The organism is Rahnella sp. 2050, assembly GCF_040544515.1.
GTDB lineage: Bacteria > Pseudomonadota > Gammaproteobacteria > Enterobacterales > Enterobacteriaceae > Rahnella > Rahnella aceris.
The window spans coordinates 225497-249489 of the sequence record NZ_JBEPKE010000004.1; the positions used below are offsets into that span (position 1 = coordinate 225497).

The 23993-nt window shown below is 51.8% G+C and carries 22 protein-coding genes and 1 pseudogene; 13 read left to right on the plus strand and 10 right to left on the minus strand.

The window, feature by feature from the left end; all coding sequences use genetic code 11:
* Positions 1 to 54: 54 nt before the first annotated feature.
* Positions 55 to 876 (minus strand): alpha/beta fold hydrolase, encoded by an 822-nt coding sequence (locus ABIC79_RS17105; RefSeq protein ID WP_112151954.1) that lies wholly within the window; start codon positions 874 to 876, stop codon positions 55 to 57.
* A gap of 327 nt (positions 877 to 1203) precedes the next feature.
* Between ABIC79_RS17105 and ABIC79_RS17110 the strand changes: the two genes are divergently transcribed.
* From ABIC79_RS17110 to ABIC79_RS17120, 3 genes are all read left to right on the plus strand, one after another.
* The gene (locus ABIC79_RS17110; RefSeq protein WP_013573513.1) at positions 1204 to 1845 is read left to right on the plus strand and encodes a hydrolase; all 642 of its coding nucleotides are present in this window, start codon (positions 1204 to 1206) and stop codon (positions 1843 to 1845) included.
* A gap of 62 nt (positions 1846 to 1907) precedes the next feature.
* Positions 1908 to 2327, plus strand: coding sequence for a DoxX family protein (locus ABIC79_RS17115; protein WP_112197956.1), 420 nt, complete (start codon positions 1908 to 1910; stop codon positions 2325 to 2327).
* The gene (locus tag ABIC79_RS17120; protein ID WP_112197957.1) at positions 2324 to 3910 is read left to right on the plus strand and encodes an MFS transporter; all 1587 of its coding nucleotides are present in this window, start codon (positions 2324 to 2326) and stop codon (positions 3908 to 3910) included. Before ABIC79_RS17115 ends, ABIC79_RS17120 begins: the two co-directional genes overlap by 4 nt.
* A gap of 37 nt (positions 3911 to 3947) precedes the next feature.
* On the opposite strand, the gene ABIC79_RS17125 is transcribed toward ABIC79_RS17120, so the two are convergent.
* Complete coding sequence (locus ABIC79_RS17125) at positions 3948 to 4856, minus strand: LysR family transcriptional regulator (protein WP_013573516.1); 909 nt, start codon at positions 4854 to 4856, stop codon at positions 3948 to 3950.
* 139 nt (positions 4857 to 4995) lie between these two features.
* On the opposite strand from ABIC79_RS17125, the gene ABIC79_RS17130 reads away from it, so the two are divergent.
* Together ABIC79_RS17130 and cho are read left to right on the plus strand one after the other, a co-directional pair.
* Positions 4996 to 5304, plus strand: a complete 309-nt coding sequence (locus ABIC79_RS17130; RefSeq protein WP_112197958.1) for an antibiotic biosynthesis monooxygenase — start codon at positions 4996 to 4998, stop codon at positions 5302 to 5304.
* Between the two features lie 120 nt (positions 5305 to 5424).
* Positions 5425 to 6276: an excinuclease Cho gene (gene cho, locus ABIC79_RS17135; RefSeq protein WP_013573518.1), complete on the plus strand. Its 852-nt coding sequence runs from the start codon at positions 5425 to 5427 to the stop codon at positions 6274 to 6276.
* An 83-nt stretch (positions 6277 to 6359) separates the two neighbouring features.
* On the opposite strand, the gene ABIC79_RS17140 is transcribed toward cho, so the two are convergent.
* The 3 genes from ABIC79_RS17140 to ABIC79_RS17150 form a co-directional block, all read right to left on the minus strand.
* Entirely contained in the window at positions 6360 to 6593 is a 234-nt protein-coding gene (locus tag ABIC79_RS17140) for a hypothetical protein (protein ID WP_013573519.1), read from the minus strand.
* A gap of 267 nt (positions 6594 to 6860) precedes the next feature.
* Positions 6861 to 8213 carry a glutathione-disulfide reductase gene (gene gorA / locus ABIC79_RS17145; protein WP_112151951.1) on the minus strand — a complete coding sequence of 451 codons (1353 nt, stop codon included), beginning with the start codon at positions 8211 to 8213 and terminating at the stop codon, positions 6861 to 6863.
* A 176-nt stretch (positions 8214 to 8389) separates the two neighbouring features.
* A complete protein-coding gene (locus tag ABIC79_RS17150; RefSeq protein ID WP_013573521.1) occupies positions 8390 to 9232 on the minus strand; it encodes a 23S rRNA (adenine(2030)-N(6))-methyltransferase RlmJ in 843 nt (280 codons plus the stop codon).
* Between the two features lie 181 nt (positions 9233 to 9413).
* Here ABIC79_RS17150 and prlC point away from each other — a divergent pair, with 181 nt between their 5' ends.
* Both prlC and rsmJ read left to right on the plus strand, forming a co-directional pair.
* On the plus strand, positions 9414 to 11492 hold the full coding sequence (gene prlC, locus ABIC79_RS17155) for an oligopeptidase A (RefSeq protein ID WP_354567923.1): 2079 nt from the start codon (positions 9414 to 9416) through the stop codon (positions 11490 to 11492).
* Between the two features lie 9 nt (positions 11493 to 11501).
* Positions 11502 to 12248, plus strand: a complete 747-nt coding sequence (gene rsmJ / locus ABIC79_RS17160; RefSeq protein ID WP_037033739.1) for a 16S rRNA (guanine(1516)-N(2))-methyltransferase RsmJ — start codon at positions 11502 to 11504, stop codon at positions 12246 to 12248.
* A 93-nt stretch (positions 12249 to 12341) separates the two neighbouring features.
* Here the strand turns inward: rsmJ and uspA are convergent, their stop codons facing one another.
* Positions 12342 to 12782, minus strand: coding sequence for a universal stress protein UspA (gene uspA / locus ABIC79_RS17165; RefSeq protein WP_013573524.1), 441 nt, complete (start codon positions 12780 to 12782; stop codon positions 12342 to 12344).
* A 337-nt stretch (positions 12783 to 13119) separates the two neighbouring features.
* Between uspA and uspB the strand changes: the two genes are divergently transcribed.
* Positions 13120 to 13455, plus strand: coding sequence for a universal stress protein UspB (gene uspB, locus ABIC79_RS17170; protein ID WP_013573525.1), 336 nt, complete (start codon positions 13120 to 13122; stop codon positions 13453 to 13455).
* Between the two features lie 100 nt (positions 13456 to 13555).
* Here the strand turns inward: uspB and pitA are convergent, their stop codons facing one another.
* Entirely contained in the window at positions 13556 to 15061 is a 1506-nt protein-coding gene (gene pitA, locus ABIC79_RS17175; RefSeq protein WP_013573526.1) for an inorganic phosphate transporter PitA, read from the minus strand.
* Between the two features lie 311 nt (positions 15062 to 15372).
* Here pitA and ABIC79_RS17180 point away from each other — a divergent pair, with 311 nt between their 5' ends.
* The 3 genes and pseudogenes from ABIC79_RS17180 to ABIC79_RS17190 all read left to right on the plus strand — a co-directional run bounded on the left by ABIC79_RS17180 (position 15373) and on the right by ABIC79_RS17190 (position 18343).
* Positions 15373 to 16572: a BaiN/RdsA family NAD(P)/FAD-dependent oxidoreductase gene (locus tag ABIC79_RS17180; protein WP_119261094.1), complete on the plus strand. Its 1200-nt coding sequence runs from the start codon at positions 15373 to 15375 to the stop codon at positions 16570 to 16572.
* Between the two features lie 439 nt (positions 16573 to 17011).
* Complete coding sequence (locus tag ABIC79_RS17185) at positions 17012 to 17671, plus strand: Ssp6 family T6SS pore-forming effector (RefSeq protein ID WP_126125287.1); 660 nt, start codon at positions 17012 to 17014, stop codon at positions 17669 to 17671.
* Between the two features lie 192 nt (positions 17672 to 17863).
* Positions 17864 to 18343, plus strand: a pseudogene (locus tag ABIC79_RS17190) (Hcp family type VI secretion system effector).
* 250 nt (positions 18344 to 18593) lie between these two features.
* Here the strand turns inward: ABIC79_RS17190 and ABIC79_RS17195 are convergent.
* Positions 18594 to 18902, minus strand: a complete 309-nt coding sequence (locus ABIC79_RS17195) for a hypothetical protein (protein WP_013573528.1) — start codon at positions 18900 to 18902, stop codon at positions 18594 to 18596.
* A gap of 41 nt (positions 18903 to 18943) precedes the next feature.
* Positions 18944 to 20599 (minus strand): methyl-accepting chemotaxis protein, encoded by a 1656-nt coding sequence (locus ABIC79_RS17200; protein WP_013573529.1) that lies wholly within the window; start codon positions 20597 to 20599, stop codon positions 18944 to 18946.
* A 156-nt stretch (positions 20600 to 20755) separates the two neighbouring features.
* Between ABIC79_RS17200 and ABIC79_RS17205 the strand changes: the two genes are divergently transcribed.
* The gene (locus ABIC79_RS17205) at positions 20756 to 20998 is read left to right on the plus strand and encodes a hypothetical protein (RefSeq protein ID WP_013573530.1); all 243 of its coding nucleotides are present in this window, start codon (positions 20756 to 20758) and stop codon (positions 20996 to 20998) included.
* A 35-nt stretch (positions 20999 to 21033) separates the two neighbouring features.
* A complete protein-coding gene (locus ABIC79_RS17210; protein WP_112152015.1) occupies positions 21034 to 22245 on the plus strand; it encodes a serine hydrolase domain-containing protein in 1212 nt (403 codons plus the stop codon).
* 1 nt (position 22246) lies between these two features.
* Here the strand turns inward: ABIC79_RS17210 and olsF are convergent, their stop codons facing one another.
* Positions 22247 to 23953, minus strand: a complete 1707-nt coding sequence (gene olsF, locus ABIC79_RS17215) for a bifunctional ornithine lipid synthase OlsF (protein ID WP_013573532.1) — start codon at positions 23951 to 23953, stop codon at positions 22247 to 22249.
* Between the last annotated feature and the right edge of the window lie 40 nt (positions 23954 to 23993).

Genomic DNA, 23993 nt, shown 5'->3' on the forward strand with positions numbered 1-23993 from the left:
AAAAAAGGCAGGCGATCGTCAGATCACCTGCCTGTTTTATTTCTGCGGCCTGATTTATTTTCCGCTCAGGAATGCCAGCAAATCGTCGTTCAGTTGATCCTGATGCGTGACGGCAAAACCGTGCGGTGCGCCTTCATAGATTTTCAGTTCTGCATTTTTAATCATTTCTGCCGCCAGCTTGCCGGTGGCTTCGAACGGCACTATCTGATCCGCGCTGCCGTGAATAACCAGCGTCGGCACGGTAATTTTCGCCATATCCGGGCGAAAATCTGTTTCAGAGAAGGCCGTGACACAATCGACGGTGCCTTTCAGCGACGCCATCAGCGCGATGTTCAGCGTCTGGGTCATCACGCCGTCGGAAACGGTCATCCCCTGGTTAGTGCCGTAGAACGGCGTCGCAAAGTCGCTGATGAACTGTGCGCGGTCTTTCAGTAAACCGGCCCGGATGCCGTCAAATACTGATTTATCCACGCCCTGCGGATGATCATCCGTTTTAATAAACAGCGGGGTGACCGCGCCGAGCAATACCAGGCTGGTGACGCGTTCTGAACCGTAACGGCTGATGTAGCGGGTCACATCGCCGCCGCCCATCGAGAAGCCGACCAGCGTAACGTCGTGCAGGTCGAGATGTTCAATCAGATCGTTGATGTCAGAGGCGAAAGTGTCGTAGTTGTAACCTTCCCATGGCTGCTCTGAACGGCCAAAACCACGACGGTCAAAAGCGATAACGCGGTAGCCGCGATCGGCCAGGAAATTCATCTGGCTGTCCCACATATCGGCATCCAGCGGCCAGCCGTGGCTGAATAACACCGGCTTACCTTTGCCCCAGTCTTTAAAATAAATTTGAGTGCCGTCTTGGGTATTGAATGTGCTCATTTTTATATTTCCTCAGCGGTTATTTGCAGGTTTTAAACAGGTTGTGTGTTGTGTTGCAAACAACATTAGGCATGGCAGGGAAATATTGATAATGGGTTATTTTTGACAAGTCGTTAAAAGATTTTGTTGCTTCTATCAGTCTGAAAGTAATAGGGATTTACGACGGTATAGAGAGGGGGATGCCTGTCAAAAAAATCTGAACAAGTTGCCAAATTCTTTCCGCTATCCGCTTTTGATGTCCTGACCTATTGTTAATTCCAGCAGCACAACAACACAACGTGAAATACAAACACACAACCCAACAATGCACTCTGAGAGGAAATGAAAATGTCTAAATTCGATCTGCTGGACCCACAGAACTCCACCCTGATTTTCATCGACCATCAGCCACAAATGTCATTCGGCGTTGCGAATATCGATCGCCAGCAGCTTAAAAATAATACGGTCGCTCTCGCTAAAGCGGGCAAAGTTTTTAACGTGCCGGTGATTTACACCTCGGTTGAAACGGAAAGCTTCAGCGGCTATATCTGGCCGGAATTACTGGCGGTACATCCGGATGTGAAACCGATTGAGCGTACCTCAATGAACTCCTGGGAAGACGCGGCATTCGTGAAAGCTGTTGAAGCCACTGGCCGTAAGAAACTGATTATCTCTGCCCTGTGGACTGAAGTGTGTCTGACATTCCCGGCACTGATGGCGCTGAAAGAAGGGTATGAAGTGTATGTGGTGACCGATACTTCCGGCGGCACCAGCGTGGATGCACACGAACGTTCCATTGACCGTATGGTGCAGGCCGGTGCGGTGCCGGTGACCTGGCAGCAGGTTCTGCTCGAATACCAGCGCGACTGGTCACGCAAAGAGACTTACGACGATGTGATGAATCTGGTTCGCGAGCACAGCGGTGCGTACGGTATGGGCGTCGATTATGCCTACACCATGGTGCACAAAGCCCCTCAGCGCAAAGCGTAACCTTCTTCATTTATCCATTAAGCCGGAACCGTGCTCAGGCGGGTTCCGGCAGGAGAGACATCATGCGTCATGCCCCTGTTTCCCGCCTGTCGGCACCTGTTATCCCTTTCGCGGTTATCCGCTGGTTGGCCCTGCTGGCCTTGTGTGCCGCGTATCTGCAGGGCGGTATCGTCAAACTGTTCGATTTTCCCGGCGCGATTGCCGAGATGCAGCATTTCGGCTTATCGCCCGCCGCGCCCATGGCCGCAGCCGTGATTGTGCTGGAACTGGGCGCTTCAGCGCTGATTCTTTCCGGACGCTTTCGCTGGGCTGGCGCGCTGGCGCTGGCGCTGTTCACTTTCAGCGCCAACTTTATGGCGAATGCGTACTGGCAGGTTTCCAGCCATGAACGCGCCATGATGATGAACGGTTTCTTCGAGCACATCGGGCTGGTCGGCGCTTTTATCTATGTCGCCTGGAATGACCTTAAGGAGCGGGCATGAGCCAGAATAATGTTGCGGCCGGCGGCGCTTTTTCGCCGCTCAAACAGGGGCTGTTTGCCACGATTTGGGTGGCAACCATTCTCGGCAATACCGGCAGTTTTATGCGTGATGTGGCCAGCTCATGGTTAGTCACCGGGCTTTCATCAAACCCTGCGGCGGTGGCGCTGATGCAAACCGCAGCAACGTTGCCGATTTTTTTGCTGGCGATCCCCGCGGGTGTGCTGTCCGATATTCTTGACCGTCGCCGCCTGCTGATTTTTGTTCAGTTGTTACTGGCGGGCGTCAGCGGAACCTTGCTTCTGTTGTCGCACAATAATTTGCTGACCGTGGAATATCTGGTCGCGCTGACCTTTATCGGCGGTATCGGTGCGGCGCTGATGGGGCCAGCCTGGCAGGCGATTGTGCCGGAACTGGTGCCCCGTTCTGATTTGCGAAATGCCGTTGCCCTGAACTCGCTTGGGATTAATATTGCCCGCGCAGTAGGGCCTGCGGGCGGTGGCTTACTGTTAGCCAGTCTCGGTGCCGGTGCGGCTTATGGCGCAGATGTCATGAGCTATGTTTTTGTGATTGGCGCATTACTGTGGTGGAAGCGTCCGGTCAAAGCGAAAAATGAGTTATCAGAACACTTTCTTGGCGCGTTCCGTGCCGGGCTGCGATATGTCAAAGCCAGCCGGGAACTTCATCGTGTGCTGCTGCGTGCCGCGATTTACTTCGCTTTCGCCAGTGCGATCTGGGCGATGTTGCCGCTGATTGCCCGCAATATGCTGCACGGTACCGCCGGATTTTACGGCATTCTGCTCGGCGCGGTGGGCGTCGGTGCGATTTGCGGTGCACTGTTGCTGCCCCGTTTACGTCAGAAACTGAGTGTTGACGGGCTGGTGTTGCTTTCCGCCTTACTGTCCGCCGCCGTGATGTTGCTGCTGGCGACGTCACCGGCAAAATGGCTGGCCGTGGTGCTGATGGTGGTATTAGGGATTGGCTGGATTATCGCGCTCACATCCATGAACGGCGTGGCGCAGGCGGTGCTGCCTGACTGGGTACGTGGCCGCGGGCTGGCGGTGTACCTGATGGTATTTAACGGCGCGATGGCGGCGGGCAGCCTGTTCTGGGGATTAATCGCACAGGAAACCGGTCTGGTCGGGGCGTTATTACTCGCCGGTACCGGCCTGGTTATCGCCGCGCTGGTATGCTGGCGGCTGAAACTGCCCGCAGGCGAGGCGGATTTACAGCCTGCCGGTCACTGGGAAAATCCGGTGGTTGAAGGCGATGTGCAGGGCGACCGCGGTCCGGTGATGATCCAGATTGAATACATGATTGCACAAGAAGATCGCCCGGCGTTTCTGGCGGAAATTCGGAAACTTTCGCTGGCGCGCCGCCGTGACGGTGCTTATGCGTGGGGGATCACCGAACACAGCGATGACCCGTCGCGTCTGGTGGAATGGTTCCTGGTGGAGTCCTGGCATGAGCATTTGCGTCAGCATCAGCGTGTGTCACATGCCGATGCCGATTTACAAAGCGAAGTGACGCGTTATCACCGTGGCGAAAATAAACCTCAGGTGCATCATTATCTGTCGGTGCGTTAGTCGCCGTAAAAAGCCGCATTGTGCGGCTTTTTGTTTTTCAGGCCTGGCTGTACACCGCCGCAATGCCCTCGAAATCCTGTAAATTTTCGCGCCACCACATGGCAGCGTTGCCGGTCGCGTTTTCGTTCCAGGCCATAAAAGCCTGATCGCGGCGGGTTTCGGTATCCAGACGGCGTTCAACCAGCGCACCGCTTTCGAGATGGGGGGCGGCCAGATAACGCGGCAGATAGCCACAACCCAGCCCGGCAATTTGTGCGTGAACTTTGGCGTTAAAATCATGAACGCTGAGCATTTTCTGCTCATCGAGCACGCGCAAATCCGCACCTGTGCCATGGCGGGACGTGTCGTGAACCACCACGGCGCGATACTGACGGATTTGCTCACGCACCAGCGGTTCCGGCAGCGAGGCGAGCGGGTGATGCGGCGCGACGGCAAACACATATTCCAGCCAGCCGATCGGACGGTATTCAATGCCGCTGCGCGTCACCGGTTCCTGCACGGCACCAAATACGATGTCGGCTTCGCCATAACTCAGCGCTTCCCAGCAACCGGCCAGTACATCGTGGCGGAACAATAACTGCGTGTGCTGATGTTCTGCGTAAAAACGGTCAATCAGCGGCGCAAGCAGCGCGAAGGGGACGGAAGCATCCACGCTGATGGTCAGTTTGCTTTCCCAGCCGCTTTCGACGTACTGCGCTTGTTGTTCCAGCTCACTGACGGCACGCAGCAGCACACGGCCTTTTTCCAGCATCAGACGGCCTGTTGGTGTGAATGTCGCACGGTGGCCTGAGCGGTCCAGAAGTTTAATGTTCAGGTCACTTTCCATTTTCTGCACGGTATAACTCAGTGCAGAAGCGGTTTTAAACAGTCTGGCGGCCGCTGCGGCAAAAGTGCCGTGTCTGTCCAGCGCATCCAGGATCAGCAGCGCTTCAAGGCTTAATCGCATTATTTTCCCCACCCCAAAAATTGTTTAACAACAACCCAAAATATTTCCGTTATGAATGGCCGTGTTGATTTCGTATCGTTCATGAATATAACGCAACATTCAGTTAACCAGAACAACGGTTAATCAGAAGGAACATCCTGTGACTTATCCTCATCAACCTGACCACATTACTCTGGTGATCACCCACGGCGTACAGCGGGATAAGCTGACGGAATATGAACGCTGGCTGGAACAGCTGAAGACCGATGCGGCCCGGTTTCCAGGTTATCAGAATGTAAATATCCTGCGCCCGGTGCATGGCGAAACTATCTATACCGTGCTGGTGCGGTTTGATAACCTCGATAATTTGTATCTCTGGATACAATCCGATCAGCGCGAAATCCGTGAGGCGGCATTAGCCAACTTACTGAGCGGACAGGAATATATTGAGCTGCGTACGCAGGCGTAAATCCTGACGTCCAACATTTACACCCGATTTTTTCCATAAAGGTTGAAGGCTGTATAAATCGCCAGTATTATTCGTCTGTTTTCTATACGACGTTTATCCGGTTAAAGCAGGTCAGTTATTTTGTGGAATCCCGAAAAAGAGTTTTTTACCGAGCTTTATCAGTACCCTGAACATCTTCGCCATACCTTAGAAAACTTACCCAACGGCAGCGGCGTCTATATTTTTTACGGCGACGATAATGCCTTTCCGCTGTATATCGGTAAAAGCGTGAATATCCGCAGCCGCGTGATGTCGCATTTCCGCAATCCTGCCGAAGCCAAACTTCTGCATATGACCCGCGATATTGAATTCATCGAGACGATCGGTGAAGTGGGGGCGTTACTGCTGGAATCGGATCTGATTAAAACCCGACGACCGCTGTTTAATAAGCGGCTGCGCACCGCCCGCAAGCTGTGTTCGATCCGGCTTCAGGGGCTGACGGCCAGTATTGTGTTCAGCGATGACGTGGATTTTTCTCACAGCGAAGATTTATTTGGCCTGTTTAAAACTAAAATGTCGGCAGTCGAAAAAATCCGGGATATCGCCGATCAGGAAAAGCTGTGTTACGGCGCGCTGGGGCTGGAAAAACTGGCAAAAAATCGTGCGTGTTTCCGCTTTTCACTCGGCAAATGTGCCGGTGTCTGTTGCGGTAAAGAGACGCCCGACGTCCATCAGGCGCGCCTCAGAAATGCACTCAGCACCCTGAGAATCCGCAGCTGGCCGTATCCGGGGCGCATTGCCATCGCCGAAGAAGCCAACGGGCTGACCGATTATCACGTCATCAATCACTGGTTCTATCTGGGAACGGTCAAAACGCTGGAAGACGCCAAAGCCTTCGATATCGCTGTGCCGCACTTTGACCGCGACAGTTATAAAATACTCTGTAAGCCGCTATTCGAGACGGAGAGTTCGAAAGTGATTTTGCTGGACTGAGAAAGTACAATGAAAACGAGTGAGCAGTTCGCTCACTCGTGAGAGGAGGCTATGAATCGCCTCTTTTATTCGCTTTTGTCGTATTACTTAGTTGCCAAACCGCTAAACCAGCTTGGGTGGTTTGCAAGCGCTGCGTCGAGTTCGGACCATCTGACATTCTTTGCAGTGTCACCATTTTTCAGTTTATCGATGATAATATTTCTTAACTCATCAACGTTATCCTGACTTCTGGAATACTCATTACGCCCCAACCAATCTTTTAACTCATATTCTTGAGATTTATCCAGATTAATAAATTCATTATCATTTTTAGCCATTTCATTAATTCCTTCTAATGCCAGCACAGGAATTGCGCTGTCTTTTTCTAAGATGAGATTTTGAAACGCCGTTTTAATTAGTTAAATAACTATTTAAGTTAAGTTTTTTTTGGTTTTCTATATATCAACATGAATTCAAAAGGTTTTAATTTTAAGTTTTTTACCTTTCTTAGAAATTCATATTGAATTTCCCTGAGCTCAATGTCGAAAAGCAAAAAGGCCTGAGATCAGAAAATCTCAGGCCTTTATTTTTTACCGACTGGCGAATTAACGCATAGTCACAAACTCTTCCGCACCGGTCGGGTGGATGGCGACGGTGTTGTCGAAGTCTTTCTTGGTCGCGCCCATTTTCAGTGCGACCGCAAAGCCCTGCAACATTTCATCCATACCGTAGCCGATACCGTGGATACCGACGATTTTCTCTTCAGCACCGACGCACACCAGTTTCATGCGGCACGGCTGGCGGTGTTGAGTGACGGCAGTGTACATGGCGGTGAAAGCAGATTTGTAGACTTTCACGTTTTCTTCGCCGAACTGCTCTTTCGCCTGCGGTTCAGTCAGACCGACCGTACCGATTGGCGGGTGACTGAACACCACGGTCGCAATGTTGCTGTAATCCAGATGTTCGTCAGGTTTGTTGTTAAACAGACGCTCAGACAGACGACGACCCGCAGCAACGGCAACCGGAGTCAGTTCAACGGCACCGGTATTATCGCCAACGGCGTAAATCCCGTTTACGCTGGTGTTCTGGAACTTATCGACGACGATGTAACCTTTTTCGTTGGTTTTCACGCCGGTCGCTTTCAGATTGAAGTTGTCAGTTTCCGGTTCGCGGCCAATCGCCCAGACCAGACTGTCGACTTCAAATTCCTGACCGTTTTCCAGCTTAAGCGTCAGGCTGCCGTCGGCATTTTTCACCACTTCTTTCGGAATGGATTCTTTATGCAGCGCCGGGCCTTCGGTTTCCATCACTTCCACCAGCGTTTCAACGATCAGCGGATCGAAAGTCCGCAGCGGCGCGTGTTTACGCACGAACAGGTGAGTTTCAGCACCCAGCGCGTTCATCACACCGGCGATTTCTACCGCGATATAACCTGCGCCAACCACCGCAACGCGTTTTGGCATTTCGGTCAGATCGAAGAAACCGTCTGAATCAATGCCGTATTCTGCACCCGGAATATCCGGATGGCTCGGGCGTCCGCCGGTAGCGATCAGGATGTGATCTGCCGTGATCTTCTCACCGTTCACTTCCACAGTATGATCGTCAACGAAACGGGCGAAGCCTTTGATCACATCAACGTTATTTTTGCCCAGCACGTTATCGTACGAGGTATGGATACGGTCGATGTAGGCGGTACGGTTGGCGACCAGCGTTTTCCAGTTGAAGCTGTTCACGGTGGTATCAAAGCCGTAATCCGGGCCGTAGTTGCGGATCGCTTCAGCGATTTGCGCGGCATGCCACATCACTTTTTTCGGGACACAACCCACGTTGACGCACGTGCCGCCCAGCTCTTTAGCTTCGATCAGCGCACATTTTTTCCCATACATGGCTGCACGGTTGATTGATGCGATACCGCCGCTGCCGCCGCCAATTGCCAGATAGTCATAATGTTTGGTCATCGGATTTTCCATGAGTTGTCAAAAATGAAGAACGCCATACCGGCGTCGCTAATCTTAAAAATTGCTTGTGAGTTTAGCGCGTGAATGCGTTTTGTCGCAAAGTTTGGATCGATGGCTGCAATAGGTTTGATAGCTGAGACCTTAGAAAAAGGCCTCAGCGAAGGGAAATTCTTTACTTACTCAGGCACTACCCAGTTCACCGTGGTGTGACCGGTACCGGAAGGCACCAGCACTTTGAGCAGCCACGGCAGCACGTTGTTCATCTGCTGCTCGAGTTTCCACGGCGGGTTAATCACGATCATGCCGGAAGCGGTCATGCCGCGCTGATCGCTGTCCGGACGCACGCCCAGTTCGATTTGCAGAATACGGCGGATGCCGGTCGCTTCGAGATCACGCAGCATTTTCTTAATTTGCTGGCGCATCACCACCGGATACCACAACGCGTAAGTGCCGGTGGCAAAACGTTTGTAGCCTTCCTGAATGCCTTTTACCACATCCTGATAATCGGTTTTCATTTCGTACGGCGGGTCCATCAGGATCAGCCCGCGACGTGAAGGCGGTGGCAACTGGGCTTTCAACTGCTGATAACCGTCGGCACGCGCAACGCGGGTACGGTCATCTTTCTGGAATTCACTGCGCAGCAGCGGGAAATCGCTCGGGTGCAGTTCGGTCAGGTGCAGCTTGTCGTCTTCGCGCAGCAACTGACGGGCAATCAGCGGCGAACCCGGGTAATAACGCAGGTTCTCGTTGCGGTTGAAGTGGTTAACGACGGACATATACGCCGCCAGTTCTTCAGGAATATCGTCCCGCTGCCAGATGCGCGCGATGCCTTCCAGATATTCGCCAGTACGTTCGGCATGTTCACCGCTCAGCTGATAACGCCCGGCACCCGCGTGGGTGTCGAGATAAAGGAAGGGCTTTTCTTTTTCTTTCAGAGATTCAATGATCAGGCTCTGAACGGTGTGTTTCAGTACGTCGGCATGGTTGCCGGCGTGAAAACTGTGGCGGTAACTCAACATGTGCGGCTTCTCCTGCGGCTTCGCGGCATTATCCATTAAAGACTATCCCGCCGCCACCCATTGATTTCCCCGTAACTTGACCGCATGTTAGAAGTTACGTCATCTTTAAGACGACCCGAATTCACGGCGTGGTGCGCCACAGGCGCATCAGCCCCAAACGCTATTACGAAGGACTGGCCCTATGACTGAACAGCAAAACGCGTCGAATCCGCTCTTAAAACCGTTCTCCCTGCCTCCTTTCTCTGCGATCAAGCCTGAACATATTGTCCCTGCGATGAAATCCGCTATCGAAGAAAGCCGTCAGACGATCGAACGTGTTGTCGCGCAGGGCGCGCCTTATACCTGGGAAAATCTGTGTCAACCGCTGGCCGAAAGTGATGACCGCCTGAGCCGTATCTGGTCGCCAGTGGGGCATCTTAATGCCGTAAAAAACAGCCCGGAACTGCGTGAAGCTTACGAGCAGTGCCTGCCGATTCTGTCTGAATTCAGCACCTGGACCGGGCAGCATGCCGGTTTGTATCAGGCCTACCGCGATTTAAAAGACAGCGAACATTTCAGCACGCTGTCCGTGGCACAGAAAAAAGCCATTGATAACGCGCTGCGTGATTTTGAGCTGTCCGGCATTGGTTTGCCGATGGAAAAACAAAAGCGCTATGGCGAAATTTCCGCGCGTCTGTCTGAGCTGGGTTCGACCTACAGCAACAACGTGCTCGACGCCACGATGGGCTGGAGCAAACTCATCACTGATGAGAATGACCTGAAAGGTCTGCCGGAAAGTGCGCTGGCCGCCGCGAAAGCGCTGGCCGCCGCGAAAGCGCTGGCAGAATCGAAAGAGCAGGAAGGCTGGCTGTTGACGCTGGATATCCCGAGCTATCTGCCGGTGATCACCTATGGCGAAAACCGTGAACTGCGTGAAGAGATGTACCGCGCATTTGCTACCCGCGCCTCCGATCAGGGTCCGAATGCCGGTAAGTGGGACAACAGTGAAGTCATGGCCGAAGAACTGGCGCTGCGTCACGAACTGGCTCAGTTGTTAGGTTTTGATTCTTTCGCGGATATGTCTCTCGCCACCAAAATGGCCGAAAGCCCGAAACAGGTGATCGACTTCCTGAGCGGTCTGGCAACCCGTGCGCGTCCGCAGGGCGAGCAGGAACTGGCCCAACTGCGTGCTTTCGCCAAAGAACATTTCGGTGTGGACGAAATGGAAGCCTGGGATTTGCCGTTCTACGGCGAAAAACAGAAACAGCATCTGTTCTCCATCAACGACGAACAGTTACGTCCTTACTTCCCTGAGCAGCGTGCGCTGGAAGGGCTGTTTGAAGTGGTGAAACGCATTTACGGCATCACCGCCAAAGAACGTAAAGACGTAGAAACCTGGCATAAAGACGTGCGTTTCTTCGACCTGTTCGATGAAACCGGCGACCTGCGCGGCAGCTTCTATCTCGACCTGTATGCCCGCGAACACAAACGCGGTGGCGCATGGATGAACGACTGCGTTGGCAGCATGCGTAAAGCCGACGGCGAACTGCAAAAACCGGTCGCGTACCTGACCTGTAACTTTAACGGTCCGGTCGGCAACAAACCGGCGCTGTTTACCCATAACGAAGTCACGACGCTGTTCCATGAATTCGGTCACGGCCTGCATCATATGCTGACCCGCATCGACACGCCGGGAGTCGCCGGTATTGCCGGTGTGCCGTGGGATGCCGTCGAGCTGCCAAGCCAGTTTATGGAAAACTGGTGCTGGGAGCCGGACGCACTGGCGTTCATCTCCGGTCATTTCGAAACCGGCGAACCGTTGCCGAAAGAGATGCTGGATAAAATGCTGGCGGCGAAAAACTATCAGGCGGCGCTGTTTATCCTGCGTCAGCTGGAATTCGGCCTGTTCGATTTCCGTATGCATGCGGAATACGACCCGGCTAAAGGCGCGCAAATCCTGCAAACGCTGGCTGAAATCAAGAAACAGGTTGCCGTGGTGCCGTCACCTTCATGGGGCCGGTTCCCGCATGCCTTCAGCCACATCTTTGCAGGCGGTTATGCGGCCGGTTACTACAGCTATCTGTGGGCGGAAGTGCTGTCTGCAGATGCCTATTCCCGCTTTGAAGAAGAAGGGATTTTCAACCGCGAAACCGGTCAGTCGTTCCTGGATAACATTCTGTCGCGCGGCGGTTCCGAAGAGCCTATGGAGCTGTTCAAACGCTTCCGCGGGCGTGAGCCGCAGCTGGATGCTATGCTGCGCCACTACGGAATCAAAGGATAACCTCTGCCTGTGAGTGTGTGTTTACTGTGTGAAGAAGGCGCCGATGAAGGCGCCTTATCTGTTCTGGCGCAGCGCTGGAATCTGACGTCTGACCCGGATGCTGTGATGGCACTGGTGCTGACGCCTGAACGTCTGGAATTACGTAAACGTGATGAGCCGAAACTCGGCGCGATTTATGTCGATTTTGTCGGCGGCACGATGGCGCATCGTCGCAAATTTGGCGGCGGGCGCGGTGAAGCGGTGGCCAAAGCTGTCGGCATCAAGGGACGCTATCTGCCGGATGTCGTCGACGCGACCGCCGGGCTGGGCCGCGATGCGTTTGTGCTGGCTTCTCTGGGTTGCAAAGTGCGGATGCTGGAGCGTAATCCGGTGGTCGCGGCACTGCTTGATGACGGGCTGGCGCGGGGTTATCGCGATGCAGAAATTGGCCCGTGGCTGCGCGAGCGTATGACGCTGCTGCACGTCTCAAGCCTGACGGCGCTTGCTGAGCTTTCGCCAAAGCCGGAAGTGGTGTATCTCGACCCGATGTATCCGCACAAACAGAAAAGTGCGCTGGTGAAGAAAGAGATGCGGGTATTTCAGGGGCTGGTCGGCCCGGACGAAGATGCCGATGGCTTGCTGGAACCGGCACGCCGTTTAGCGACCAAACGTATTGTGGTGAAACGCCCGGATTATGCACCGCCGATGGCCGACATCCCCGCACAGGCCGCCGTGGTGACCAAGAGCCACCGGTTTGATATCTATACGCCGTTATAGAAAGCCGCTGCTGTAACGTCTTTCCACTACTGTCATAAAAAAAAGCCCGCAGGTGAAAACCAGCGGGCTTTTTTAAATTAACAACAACGCCTCTTATTCTTCTTCTTCCTCATCGCGCAACGGCACGATCAGCATGTCGATATGAACGGTGTTGATTAGCTGGCGTGCGGAGGACATCAGTTTGCTCCAGAAATCCTGGTGATGGCCGCACAGTACTAAGTCCATGCCATATTTGTTGATGGCATCCACCAGCACCTGCGCTAAATCACCGCTGCCGCTCAGGGTTTCTGAAATCGGATAGCCGGCATTTTGCGACAGTTCGTTCAACGCGTGATGCGTTTCTTCGGAAATACGTTTCTGCATGTCACCCAGATTAACGTCGATCAGACCGGTATACAGGTCGGAATAGTTTACATCAACGTGGATCAGGGACACTTTGGCGTTATACGGACGCGCCATGGAAACGGCTTTCTCGACCAGAACTTTGCTCTCCGGTGACAAGTCCACAGCAATAAGTATGTGTTTGTAAGCCATAAGAAAACTCCTTCCATAAGTCGGTTAATAGCAATATCAGCATCATGCAAAACTCATGACTTCAGTATAGCGCCAAAAGGGTTAAATAAATCAAGCATACAGATCCCATTTCCGTTTCCGGCTATGTATAGATATAAATAATATGAACAGTTACGGATTCGTTTCCTACACTGAATAATGCAGGCGTCTCCTGTTTTGGCAATCTTCTGTGATAGGGCAAGAGGGCGGGCGAACGTAGCCCGGGGGTGTGAAATTGCGGAAAGGCAGGGCGAAACGCCGGGTGTGTGCCAGCACGACGGGCGCATTGCGCGGTGTCAGTTCGCCTTGAGGGGGAATCATGATCAGTCCCGTTGCGCTGTTTTGGGCTTTATGTTTTGTGTGTGTAGTGAATATGCTGCGCTATTACTCTTCTTTGCGCGCATTGCTGGTGGTTCTGCGAGGGTGTGATCCGCTGCTGTATCAGTACGTTGATGGAGGAGGGTTTTTTACGTCTCACGGTCAGCCCAGCAAGCAAATAAGGTTGGTACGCTATATTTATGCTCAGCGCTACGTTGAACATCACGATCCTGAGTTTATCCGCCGTTGTGAACGGGTTCGCGGTCAGTTTATCCTGACAACAGCATTGGTCGGTTTAATATTAATCAGTATGTTAGCCATGCTGATTTGGTATTAGAAACGGAAAGAAACGCGAGGGAGGATGCGTGAAAAAGGAAACAAAAAAGGCGACCTGCTGAGCAAGGTCGCCTTTTTATTTCATGCCGGTCAGACAATCATCAGATCAGCTTCAGTGCAATCCAGTACAGGACACCGGAAAGCACAATCGACACAGGCAGGGTTAAGACCCACGCCATCGCGATGTTTTTCACGGTTTTCGACTGCACACCGCCACCATCGACAATCATGGTTCCTGCGACCGCAGAAGACAGCACGTGCGTGGTGGATACCGGCATGCCGGTATAGCTGGCTACGCCGATGGAGACCGCCGCCGTGAGCTGTGCAGACAGACCCTGTGCGTAAGTCATGCCTTTCTTACCAATCTTCTCACCGATAGTGGTTGCGACACGTTTCCAGCCAATCATCGTACCCAGCGCCAGTGCCAGTGCCACAGCGATAATGATCCAGATAGGCGCGTATTCAACGGTTTGCAGAATGTCTGTTTTCAGCTCGCCGAGGAAGCGTTTGTCTGCAGGAGAGGTTTCCGGCAGCTTGGCCACTTTATCCGCAGTATCAGAAACACACATCAGCAGGCGACGCATATGGCTGCGTTCTTCCGGTGCCAGGTCGCTGTAAGACTGAAGATTGGTCAGCAGGGTTTGCGCGCGGCCGATAGCGTCAAGTGCGTGGCTGCTGTCGCAGTGGAACACTTTAGGCTCATCGGTCGGTGCGATATTGACGTCCGGTGCCGGCACTATTGGCGTCTGTGCAACCACGTGCGGCACGGCATCAACATGTTGCTGATAATACTGGCCGAGGTGTGTCACGGCGTCGCGGGTACGGGTAATGTCGTAACCGGTCGCGTTCATATTCACCACAAAACCGGCTGGCGCCACGCCAATCAGCACCAGCATGATCAGACCGATACCCTTCTGACCATCGTTAGCGCCGTGAGAGAAACTCACGCCGATAGCCGACAGAATCAGACCTGTACGTGTCCAGAATGGCGGTTTTTTCTTGCCGTCTTTCTTCTCACGTTCCGCCGGTGTCAGGTGGATACGGGCATGTTTCTTATTGCCACTCCAGTAACGGCGCAGCAGGAAAATCATGGTACCGGCGATAATCATCCCGACCAGCGGAGAGATAATCAGCGAAGCAAAAATACCAATCATTTTAGGGATGTTTAACGCATCGACCACGGAAGTGTGAGTCATTAATGCATTGGTCAGCCCTACGCCAATGATGGCGCCGATAAGGGTGTGGGAGCTGGACGCCGGCAGGCCGAAATACCAGGTACCGAGGTTCCAGATGATCGCCGCCAGTAACATAGAGAACACCATGGCAAGGCCATGAGCAGAACCCACATTGAGCAGCAAATCGGTTGGCAGTAAATGAACGATGGCATAGGCCACACTCAAACCACCGAGCAGGACGCCAAAGAAGTTAAATACCCCTGCCATCACGACCGCTAATTGCGAACGCATTGCCCGGGTATAGATGACGGTTGCCACTGCGTTGGCCGTATCATGAAAACCGTTAATGGCTTCATAGAACAGAACAAACAGTAACGCGAGAATCAATAACGAACCGGTATGAATATCCAATCCGGCAAATAGATGCAGCATAATTGTTACGCCAGTTAGTGGTCATGAACGCCGCGCATTATCTGCGAGAACAGGGGGACGGGAAAAGGAAAATATGACATTTTTTTGACTAAAAACAGTTCAATGTTTGGCTTTATTTCAATTAAGTATTTATCTATCAATATGTTATTCCTCCTTTGAACGCAGAAACATTTACTTACGACGTCCGGCAAGCAGTCTGTCTGGCTGGTTTAACAGCCCTCCGTCCCTTACAATCCGCGACTCAAAGCCCCGGTTAACAGGGCAAACCTTATCTAAAACGTAGTTGAATTTCCGGAAAAGAGAGGCCAAAAGTGGAACAGGTTGATGTGGTAGTCATTGGTGCAGGTGCGGCAGGCATGTTCTGCGCAGCACAGGCCGGACAGGGTGGCTGCCGTGTTCTGCTGCTGGATAACGGCAAAAAAACCGGGCGAAAAATTCTGATGTCAGGCGGCGGACGCTGCAATTTCACCAACCTTTATGCCGAACCCGCTGCCTATCTTTCCGAAAACCCGCATTTCTGTAAATCCGCGCTGGCGCGTTACACCCAGTGGGATTTCATCGATATGGTCAACCGTTACGGCATCGCCTGGCACGAGAAAACGCTCGGGCAGCTATTCTGCGACGACTCGGCGCAGCAAATCGTCACCATGCTCGATAAAGAATGCGAGCAGGGCAATGTCGATGTGCGCTTGCGCAGCGAGATTTCCGACGTGCAGAAAACCGAAAATGGCTTTGTTATCAAAGTGAATGGCTCAACTGTAAGCACTCACTCACTTGTTATTGCCAGCGGCGGGCTTTCCATGCCAGGGCTGGGCGCGACACCCTTCGGTTACCGTCTGGCGGAACAGTTTGGCCTGAAAGTACTGCCGACCCGCGCCGGTCTGGTGCCATTTACCCTGCACAAGCCGCTGCTCGATCACTTGCAGACGCTTTCCGGGGTGTCAGTCCCGGCGGTGCTCACTGCTGAAGACGGCACTGTCTTCCGTGAAAGCATTCTTTTTACCCATCGTGGCATGTCCGGCCCGGCCGTTTTACAGCTTTCCAGTTACTGGCAGCCTGGCGAGTTTGTGAGCGTTAACTTACTTCCTGATGTCGATCTGGCGGCGTTTCTGAATGCACAGCGTCAGGAACACCCAAATCAGAGTCTGAAAAACACGCTGGCAATGCAACTGCCGAAGCGTCTGGTCGAATGTCTGCAAACGCTGGGGCAATTGCCGGACGTGACGCTGAAACAGCTGAACGTGCCGCAGCAGGCCGAACTGGTTGAGCAACTGCAAAACTGGCAGGTACAGCCGAACGGCACCGAAGGTTACCGCACGGCGGAAGTCACACTCGGCGGCGTCGATACCAAAGAATTATCTTCAAAAACGATGGCGGCAGCGAAAGTCCCCGGCCTGTATTTTATCGGCGAAGTGGTGGATGTGACCGGCTGGCTGGGCGGATACAATTTCCAGTGGGCATGGAGCTCGGCGTGGGCATGTGCGCAGGATCTGGTGGCTGTTCTGGAATAATACAGACGGTGATCTGAATAAATAGTTTGTGATCTAACCTGAATTTGAGACATTAAAGTTCGTGATCTAGAGCACCTCTACAAAAAATCTAATTTTGATGTCAAACAGGACAATCTCCCCCCTCAAAAGCAGAAAAACACTACATATGGTAGCAGTCGCACATGGGCGGCATAGCATATGTAGTGTTTAGCGAACGGTTCACGCTGGTGGCATGAGGAAGTTGGGCAGTCTGGGTATAAAGCCCAATTCGGAAAAACTCTATTACGCAGCCTGCCCGTAAACCCGAATCTCACCGGCGAGCAAGGCCGCTGGGGAAATCACAGTGCATCATGAAGCGGGGAGGGCCGGCATGTATAAAGACGAAGCCTCTTTTAATATATCCACTGCCGAAGGGGGAGTATACTCACACGCTGGGAACTGGCTAATAAAAGGAATTAGCATGAGCAATTATGAGGAAATCGCCACACGCATTGCCGATATCATTATTTCACCTGACTCAGTATTAGGGTTTGTTCACGGTGCGCTCTCCGTACCCGTCGATCTTGGATATATGGCTTATGGTGTATTTGACACTGATTCACATTACGCCCACGAAACACAAACCATTAGAATCATCCATGCAATCAAAAATGGAATCCTCAATTATGATCGGATTCTAGACGCGATAAAGACGGTTTTCGAAAAGTTTGATAAATACGTTTCAGAAAGCAAACAAAACAAAATATACAGCCGGTCTTTATTTTCAATAATAGGTCGCACTGCAACTAACTCTGTAATTTCAGCAAAAATAGCCACGGCGATTGCTCAGCGTGCTGGATTGGCAGTCACAGTGCGGGGTGGTCTTGTTGGTAATTTATTGCTGATAGGTGGAATGAAAGAACGCTGTATCAGAACATCAGAAGCTCTCAGCATAGACGAACCTGAAATATATGGCGAGTTGCGAAAAAAAGATTATGACTTACTCTACTTTATGTTTGAACCGGCACTCAAGCCCTTTGTGGATGCTCTGATCGTAAGACGACAACAGGGAATGCTAGCGTTTGATAACATACTGGAACGTGTTGAATCAAAATTGAGTGGATCTCATGGGGTTAATTAAAGGCTCACTAGGCGCGTTTGCCGGTTCGATAGCTGTTTGGCTGTCTTTCTATTTCATTTTCCATTTTGACACATGGACAATGAGGTTGATTTCTATTTTTACTCTCAATGCTTGTATTTATCTTGTGGCAAAATTTTTAGACAAAAAATTTCCATGTGATTAATACAGTCGCTTAAATTATAAGGATGTAAAATGTCAAATCCAGCATATTTATGGTTAACTGATGAAAATGGATCACCCGTTATAGGTGGATCTTTAGTTTCTGGTCGAGTAGGAGCCATAGAATTAAAGTCGTTGACTCATAATGTACAGATCCCAACCGACTCAAATACGGGACGACTAACGGGAACACGGGTACATTCACCTTTATCATTTCAAAAGTAATTTGATAAGGTTACACCGCTTTTATACAAAGGACTGAGCCAGGGGCTTACCATGAAATCCGCAACATTTAAGATGTACCAGATTTTAGATGCAGGCATCGAATCCGAGTATTTTAATATAATACTGGAAAATGTAAAAATAACTTCTATTACGCCGAACCTATATCAAGGCGGTCAGACGGGAACGCATTTTGAAACAATCCAAATGCGCTATGAAGTTATTACGTGGAAGTGTTGCGAGGGCAATATTATATTTAAAGATTCGTGGAATAACCGCTGGGTTGCATAAGCAGGCGCACTCCACTTTATAGGGCAAGATGTCTATCCCCACTGTGGTCTCTGAACACAATTTGTGTACAAAGTTTATTGTTCCAAGACAGTGGCTGTTCGTGGCAGTTAAAACTATTTATTCCATATCGTCATCATGAGGTGCTGTCTGCGCGGTGAATTAAAAATCCCCCTGAAGGAGCAAGTGATCCTTCAGGGGAAAGATTAAAAAATACCCCGTGCCGCGTTACCGTATCCCCGGTAACACATTCTCAGGACAAAAAACCTTTCAAATTTTCCAGCATGTTGGTCATCATGCCGAAGGCCATATTTACGCTGTGAATGCTGTAATACAGCGTAATATCATTGCGCATCAGGTATGTTTCAAAACGCTTATCTGCCAGCACCGCCTGAACTTCCAGACTGCGATCGCGAAAATGGCGGCAGTTATTAATGTACAAATCCAGCGACCGGTATTCTCCCGTAGCAAGCTGATTCACCAGCGCCGCCATCTGTTCGAAGCTCTCTACCAGCGCCCTGTGTTTTTCCAGATGGCCGGTATGCTCCTGAAGATTTTCCATAATGACGTTCTCCCGGTAATAAGACGACGGTAAAAGCCTGATCAGAAGCTTTGCCAGTCGGCCTCATTGGCTGAGAGTGCCCCCGGCTTTTCCTTGCGTGGAAGGGCGGCAAGTGCCTGCGCCGGTTTTGCCAGGGACTGATGCTGAGCCGTGGCGTTGCTGAGGTGGAATTCGCCGACCAGTCTCGCCAGGCCATCCGCCTGATCCTGCAACGAGCGCGAGGCTGAAGAGGCTTCTTCAACCAGCGCGGCGTTCTGCTGGGTCACGTCATCCATCTGATTGACCGCCTGATGCACCTGAGAAATTCCCTGACTCTGTTCTGTTGCCGCTGCGGCAATCTCGTTGACCAAATCAGTCACCTGACGGATGGCATTACCCATGGAGTTCATGTTCTCGCCGACATCGCCCGCCTGATGGGCACCGGCTTCGATCAGGCTGTAGGAAAGGTCGATCAGTTCTTTTATCTCACGCGCGGCAGTGGTCGAACGTTGTGAAAGATTTCTGACTTCACCGGCAACAACAGCAAAGCCTTTACCGTGCTCACCGGCTCGTGCCGCTTCTACGGCAGCATTTAACGCCAGAATATTGGTCTGGAAGGCGATGCCTTCGATAAGCGTGATGATCTCAGTGACTTTGCGCGAACTGCTGCGGATATCACCCATCGTACCCAGCATCGTCTCAAGTGATGATGCACTTTTCTCCGACAGCGCATTCATGTTACCCGCCAGCTGGCTGGCCTGGCGCGTGTTGTCAGCCGTCTGGCGAACCGTTTCACTGAGCTCGGTCATGCTGGCGGCCGTTTGTTCCAGAGAGGCCGCTTGCTGCTCGGTGCGCGAGGAGAGATCTTCGTTACCGGCCGCGATTTGTGCCGAGGCGCTGCTGACGGACTGGGAAGCCGCGCTCACAGACAGCAGCGCTCCGGATACGCGTTGCATCAGGTTGTTGAACGCGCGGGCCATGTTGCCCACTTCATCATGACGGCTGTCATCGGCGCTCACTGTCAGATCAAGCCGCTCGCTGGCAACGGCCATAATCCCCCCGATGTCCAGCAGGCTTTTTCGTACCCGACGGATGGTGGCCAGTGCAAGGGATCCCAACAGCAGGATAATGATCGTTACGCTGCCGCCCATTCCCCACAGTGTGGTGCTGAAAATGCTGTGGTTGGTGGCCCGCAGCTCCTCACCAATGTTGATATTTAAGGTAAGCTGCTTTCGGTAATCGGAGATGAGCTGACGGATAGCCCCGCCGATGCTGTCATCGCCCTCAATCATTGCCAGAGTGACCTCGTCCTGATGTGCCCGTGAAGAGGTCAGAAAGGCGGGAAGCGCCTCCTCCACTTTACGAATATTGTCGAAAGCCACGTGCGTCAGCCTTTCATCTTCAGCATCTGAGATGTCGTGCTGCAGATAATAATCTGTCAGCGTTTTTAACCCGGTAATCTGCTGCTGAATGCGGGTTTCTACTTCAGGCATTTTGCTGTTATCAGTCTGGCTCTGATGTTTATAGAGGGTGAGAGAAAGCTTATTGCTTTGATCAATAAGATTATTGAGATCCTTAATTGAAGGGATCGTATTGACCTGAACATATTCAAACCGGTTCTGGAAACCCGAAATCAACATGATCGCGACGATGCCCATTGTGATAAGGGCCGCAGAAAGCAGCGAGAACGTCAGTAAAAGACGCTGTGTGATGTTCATATTTTCCCCTGATTTTAAAAGTCCCGCCTTCAGGAAAGCGGCAGGATGTGAATCAAGGTTATCGGCAAATGTTGCATCAACATTAATTAAACTGATCTAATTCAACAATTTACGTTAATTCAATGTTCGTGATGTGAATGTTTAAAGTGATTTTTTATGCATTTAAAGAAATTTTTCATTCTCATTGAGTCGGTTTTTGAATTATTCCCGAAGGGGCAGGAAGGTTTGTTGAAAAGAACATCAGGAACACAGCAATTTCTCATTGAAAAGCGCGAAGAAATAACCCAGTCTGCGGCCTGCACTGCGCCATCCGGCATGTCTCTTTCTCTGTCACAAGGTCATCTGATGTTTACCCATAATTGTTACCGTGCTATTGCGCTGTATAAATCAATGAAATGAAAAGAATGACGGGACGATTTACCGGTTTAAGCATCATGCTTCCTCTGCTTCTGACGTCATGCGGTACACTTTCTGAAATGCAGGTGGAGGAAAATCCTCATGAAGTGAAGCAGCTTGCCTGTAGCCAAAATCTTGACGACATGGTGGATACCGTCGCGCAGCGATATCTGCACAGAGAAAAATCCAGCGGCATGGCGGTCGGGATCATCAGAAATAACGGCGCGGCCAGAACCTGGGGTTATGGCTATACCAACGCGGTGAACGGCTACAAAATTGATGGCGAAACGCTATTTGCGCTTGGTTCGGTCAGTAAAGGCGTGACGGGAGAAGTGGTGGCGGGGCTGGTCGACAAAGGGCAGCTAAAGTGGGATGACAAACTGGCAGATTTACTGCCAAAAAATATTCCGCTGAGCGAAGACGCTAAAAATATCACTCTGCTGCAACTGGCGACGCATACTTCGGGATTGCCCCGTCAGAAAATGACCAAAGATATGTTGGAAAGTTTTCTCAGGTATTTATATACCGGCGACAACTTCTATCATGAACTGGACAGCGACGCCGTTGTGGATAATCTGTCGTCATTTAAAAAGCCATTATTGCTTGTGCCGCAATATTCTAATTTAGGGTATGCACTGCTCGGTTATATTCTGAAATTGAAAACCGGTGAAGATATCCAGCAATTATCTTATGCCTTTATTTTTAATGCCTTAAAAATGGATAACACCAGTTTTTATGCCAGCCAGTTAAAAGCCTATCCGTATCGTGCGATTGGACATGCGGGAGATCAGCCTAAACTTATCCGCCGTGGCGAGGTCGTTCCCGACTGGCATTTCTCGAATAATATGGTAGCGGCGGCCAGCCTTTACAGTAATGCTGATGACTTGCTGAAATATCTGCGGGCGCATATTGATGATTCACAACCAGGCGATCTCAGTGACGCCATTCAGGTGACGGAAAAAGTCTATTTCCAGCGAAAAATAGAAGCGGCCAATATTGCCTGGGTCACGGATTATAAAGATGGCCAGATTATTACTTACCAGGTCGGTTATATCGGCGGTTATTCCAGTTATATTGGTTTTGATAAGAAGCATAAAAATGCGGTAGTGGTTTTACAGAATACCTTCAACTGGAGCAATTACATTGGTCATGATTTACTGCTGAAAATGGCAATGGCGGATGACTATAAGGCAACCTGCGGGAAAGAGACGTTTTTCTCCTCCCCCGTTAAAGAGGGAGAAGCCCGGTGATCTATTCTGCCTGATGCACTGCAATATACCGCTCAAACTTCGCCGGTTTTAACTGGCTGAGATCCACCAGCACTAACCCGTCGATGCAGTTGTTGAATTCAGGGTCGCTGCCGAAATCAATAAACTGCACACCACCGGTTTCGCAAAGCTCGGAATATTGTTTATACAACGCCGGAATGCTGCACCCGAGATTCGCCAGCAGGCGTTTCAGGCGCTGCAAGTCTTCCTGATAATCATCGCCGCAAAACTGTGCTAACACATCGGGCAGCGAAGCCGGATACGGACGTCGTGATGTCGCCAGCGGTAATGCCGGGGAGAAATACAGGCGGTAAAACGCCACCAGTAAATCGCGGGCGGGCAGCGGCATTCCGCCGGAAATCGACACCGGACCAAACAGATAACGGGTCTGCGGATATTTCGCCAGATACGCGCCGATGCCGAGCCACAGATAATCCAGCCCGCGCTTTCCCCAGTAGGCGGGCTGAATAAAGCTGCGCCCGAGTTCGACACCCTGCGCCAGAATCGGGTCCATCTGATGGCCATAGTGGAACAGGCTCTGGCTGTAGATCCCGTTCAGCCCTTTGCTGGCGACTTGTTCTGCGGTCGGGATGAACCGGTAAGCACCGACAATTTCCAGCGCCTGCGGATCCCATAAAACCAGGTGATAATAATCATCATCATAGCCGTCGAGATCACGGCGGCGACCACTGCCTTCGCCCACGGCGCGGAACGCGATTTCGCGCAAACGCCCCAGCTCGCGCAAAATCGGCACAGTGTCTTCACCGTGACGACGATAGAGGTAAATCATTTTGCCGTCCGGCGTGTTGCCCAGCACTTCGCTGGCTTCCAGCGCGTGTTTTAGTACCGCACGGTTTTCCGCACGGGCAATCGACGTTTCGGTGTGGAACAAACCCGGCTTGCCAGCGCCGAGGCGGTAAAGGTGTTTACGAAAACGCGCTGCCAGATCGCCCGCCTGCATTTGTCCATCGTGCCAGCTGGTATACGGAATGCGCGCACCGATTTTAAGCGTCAGGCTGTTGCCGCGCTGGCCGAACATTTCATGTACCAGTAAAAGCGTACTGAGCGGGCGGTAAATCATAGAACTGAGATAAAACAGCGCGCTGTTGCTGCCACTGATATGTACCGGCACCACCGGTGCACGGGCTTTGGCGGCGAGGCGGATAAATCCGGTGTGCCATTTTCCGTCGCGCACGCCTTTCGAACTCATGCGGGATACTTCACCTGCGGGGAACACAATCAGCACGCCCTGATTCTCCAGGTGTTCCTGCATCTGTGTGACCTGATTGCGCCGCGTGCGGTTGCCCATATTATCCACCGGGATCATCAGGCTGCCGAGCGAAGACACCAGCGACAGCAACTGATTCGCCACCACTTTGACATCCGGACGTACCGACGCCACCGCATGTAATATCGCCAGTCCGTCCAGCGTGCCAATCGGATGATTCGCTACGATAACTACCGGGCCGTAGCTCGGGATTTGCTCCCGGTCGCGCTCGGTCAGTTCACAGCGGATATTAAAATGTTCAAGTACCTGCTCGGCCATATCAATGCCTTTCAGGTGCGGATACTGATCGGCGAAACGGTGAAACTCTTTTTCGCGGAACAGGATTTTTAACAGTTTGCGTTGCCAGGAAGGGGTTTTCTGCTGCGGGTCGAGATCCTGAAACAGGGTATCCATGCTGAACATAGGATGTCCTCCGGTTGAAGTCTCCCGACCATAATCAGCG

Excerpts from the sequence above, each read along its gene's own strand:
- ABIC79_RS17105 (WP_112151954.1), bottom strand. The coding sequence starts at position 876 with ATGAGCACATTCAATACCCAAGACGGCACTCAAATTTATTTTAAAGAC.
- ABIC79_RS17110 (WP_013573513.1), top strand. The coding sequence starts at position 1,204 with ATGTCTAAATTCGATCTGCTGGACCCACAGAACTCCACCCTGATTTTC.
- ABIC79_RS17115 (WP_112197956.1), top strand. The coding sequence starts at position 1,908 with ATGCGTCATGCCCCTGTTTCCCGCCTGTCGGCACCTGTTATCCCTTTC.
- ABIC79_RS17120 (WP_112197957.1), top strand. The coding sequence starts at position 2,324 with ATGAGCCAGAATAATGTTGCGGCCGGCGGCGCTTTTTCGCCGCTCAAA.
- ABIC79_RS17125 (WP_013573516.1), bottom strand. The coding sequence starts at position 4,856 with ATGCGATTAAGCCTTGAAGCGCTGCTGATCCTGGATGCGCTGGACAGA.
- ABIC79_RS17140 (WP_013573519.1), bottom strand. The coding sequence starts at position 6,593 with ATGGCTAAAAATGATAATGAATTTATTAATCTGGATAAATCTCAAGAA.
- gorA (WP_112151951.1), bottom strand. The coding sequence starts at position 8,213 with ATGACCAAACATTATGACTATCTGGCAATTGGCGGCGGCAGCGGCGGT.
- ABIC79_RS17150 (WP_013573521.1), bottom strand. The coding sequence starts at position 9,232 with ATGTTGAGTTACCGCCACAGTTTTCACGCCGGCAACCATGCCGACGTA.
- prlC (WP_354567923.1), top strand. The coding sequence starts at position 9,414 with ATGACTGAACAGCAAAACGCGTCGAATCCGCTCTTAAAACCGTTCTCC.
- uspA (WP_013573524.1), bottom strand. The coding sequence starts at position 12,782 with ATGGCTTACAAACACATACTTATTGCTGTGGACTTGTCACCGGAGAGC.
- uspB (WP_013573525.1), top strand. The coding sequence starts at position 13,120 with ATGATCAGTCCCGTTGCGCTGTTTTGGGCTTTATGTTTTGTGTGTGTA.
- pitA (WP_013573526.1), bottom strand. The coding sequence starts at position 15,061 with ATGCTGCATCTATTTGCCGGATTGGATATTCATACCGGTTCGTTATTG.
- ABIC79_RS17185 (WP_126125287.1), top strand. The coding sequence starts at position 17,012 with ATGAGCAATTATGAGGAAATCGCCACACGCATTGCCGATATCATTATT.
- ABIC79_RS17195 (WP_013573528.1), bottom strand. The coding sequence starts at position 18,902 with ATGGAAAATCTTCAGGAGCATACCGGCCATCTGGAAAAACACAGGGCG.
- ABIC79_RS17200 (WP_013573529.1), bottom strand. The coding sequence starts at position 20,599 with ATGAACATCACACAGCGTCTTTTACTGACGTTCTCGCTGCTTTCTGCG.
- ABIC79_RS17205 (WP_013573530.1), top strand. The coding sequence starts at position 20,756 with ATGCATTTAAAGAAATTTTTCATTCTCATTGAGTCGGTTTTTGAATTA.
- ABIC79_RS17210 (WP_112152015.1), top strand. The coding sequence starts at position 21,034 with ATGCTTCCTCTGCTTCTGACGTCATGCGGTACACTTTCTGAAATGCAG.
- olsF (WP_013573532.1), bottom strand. The coding sequence starts at position 23,953 with ATGTTCAGCATGGATACCCTGTTTCAGGATCTCGACCCGCAGCAGAAA.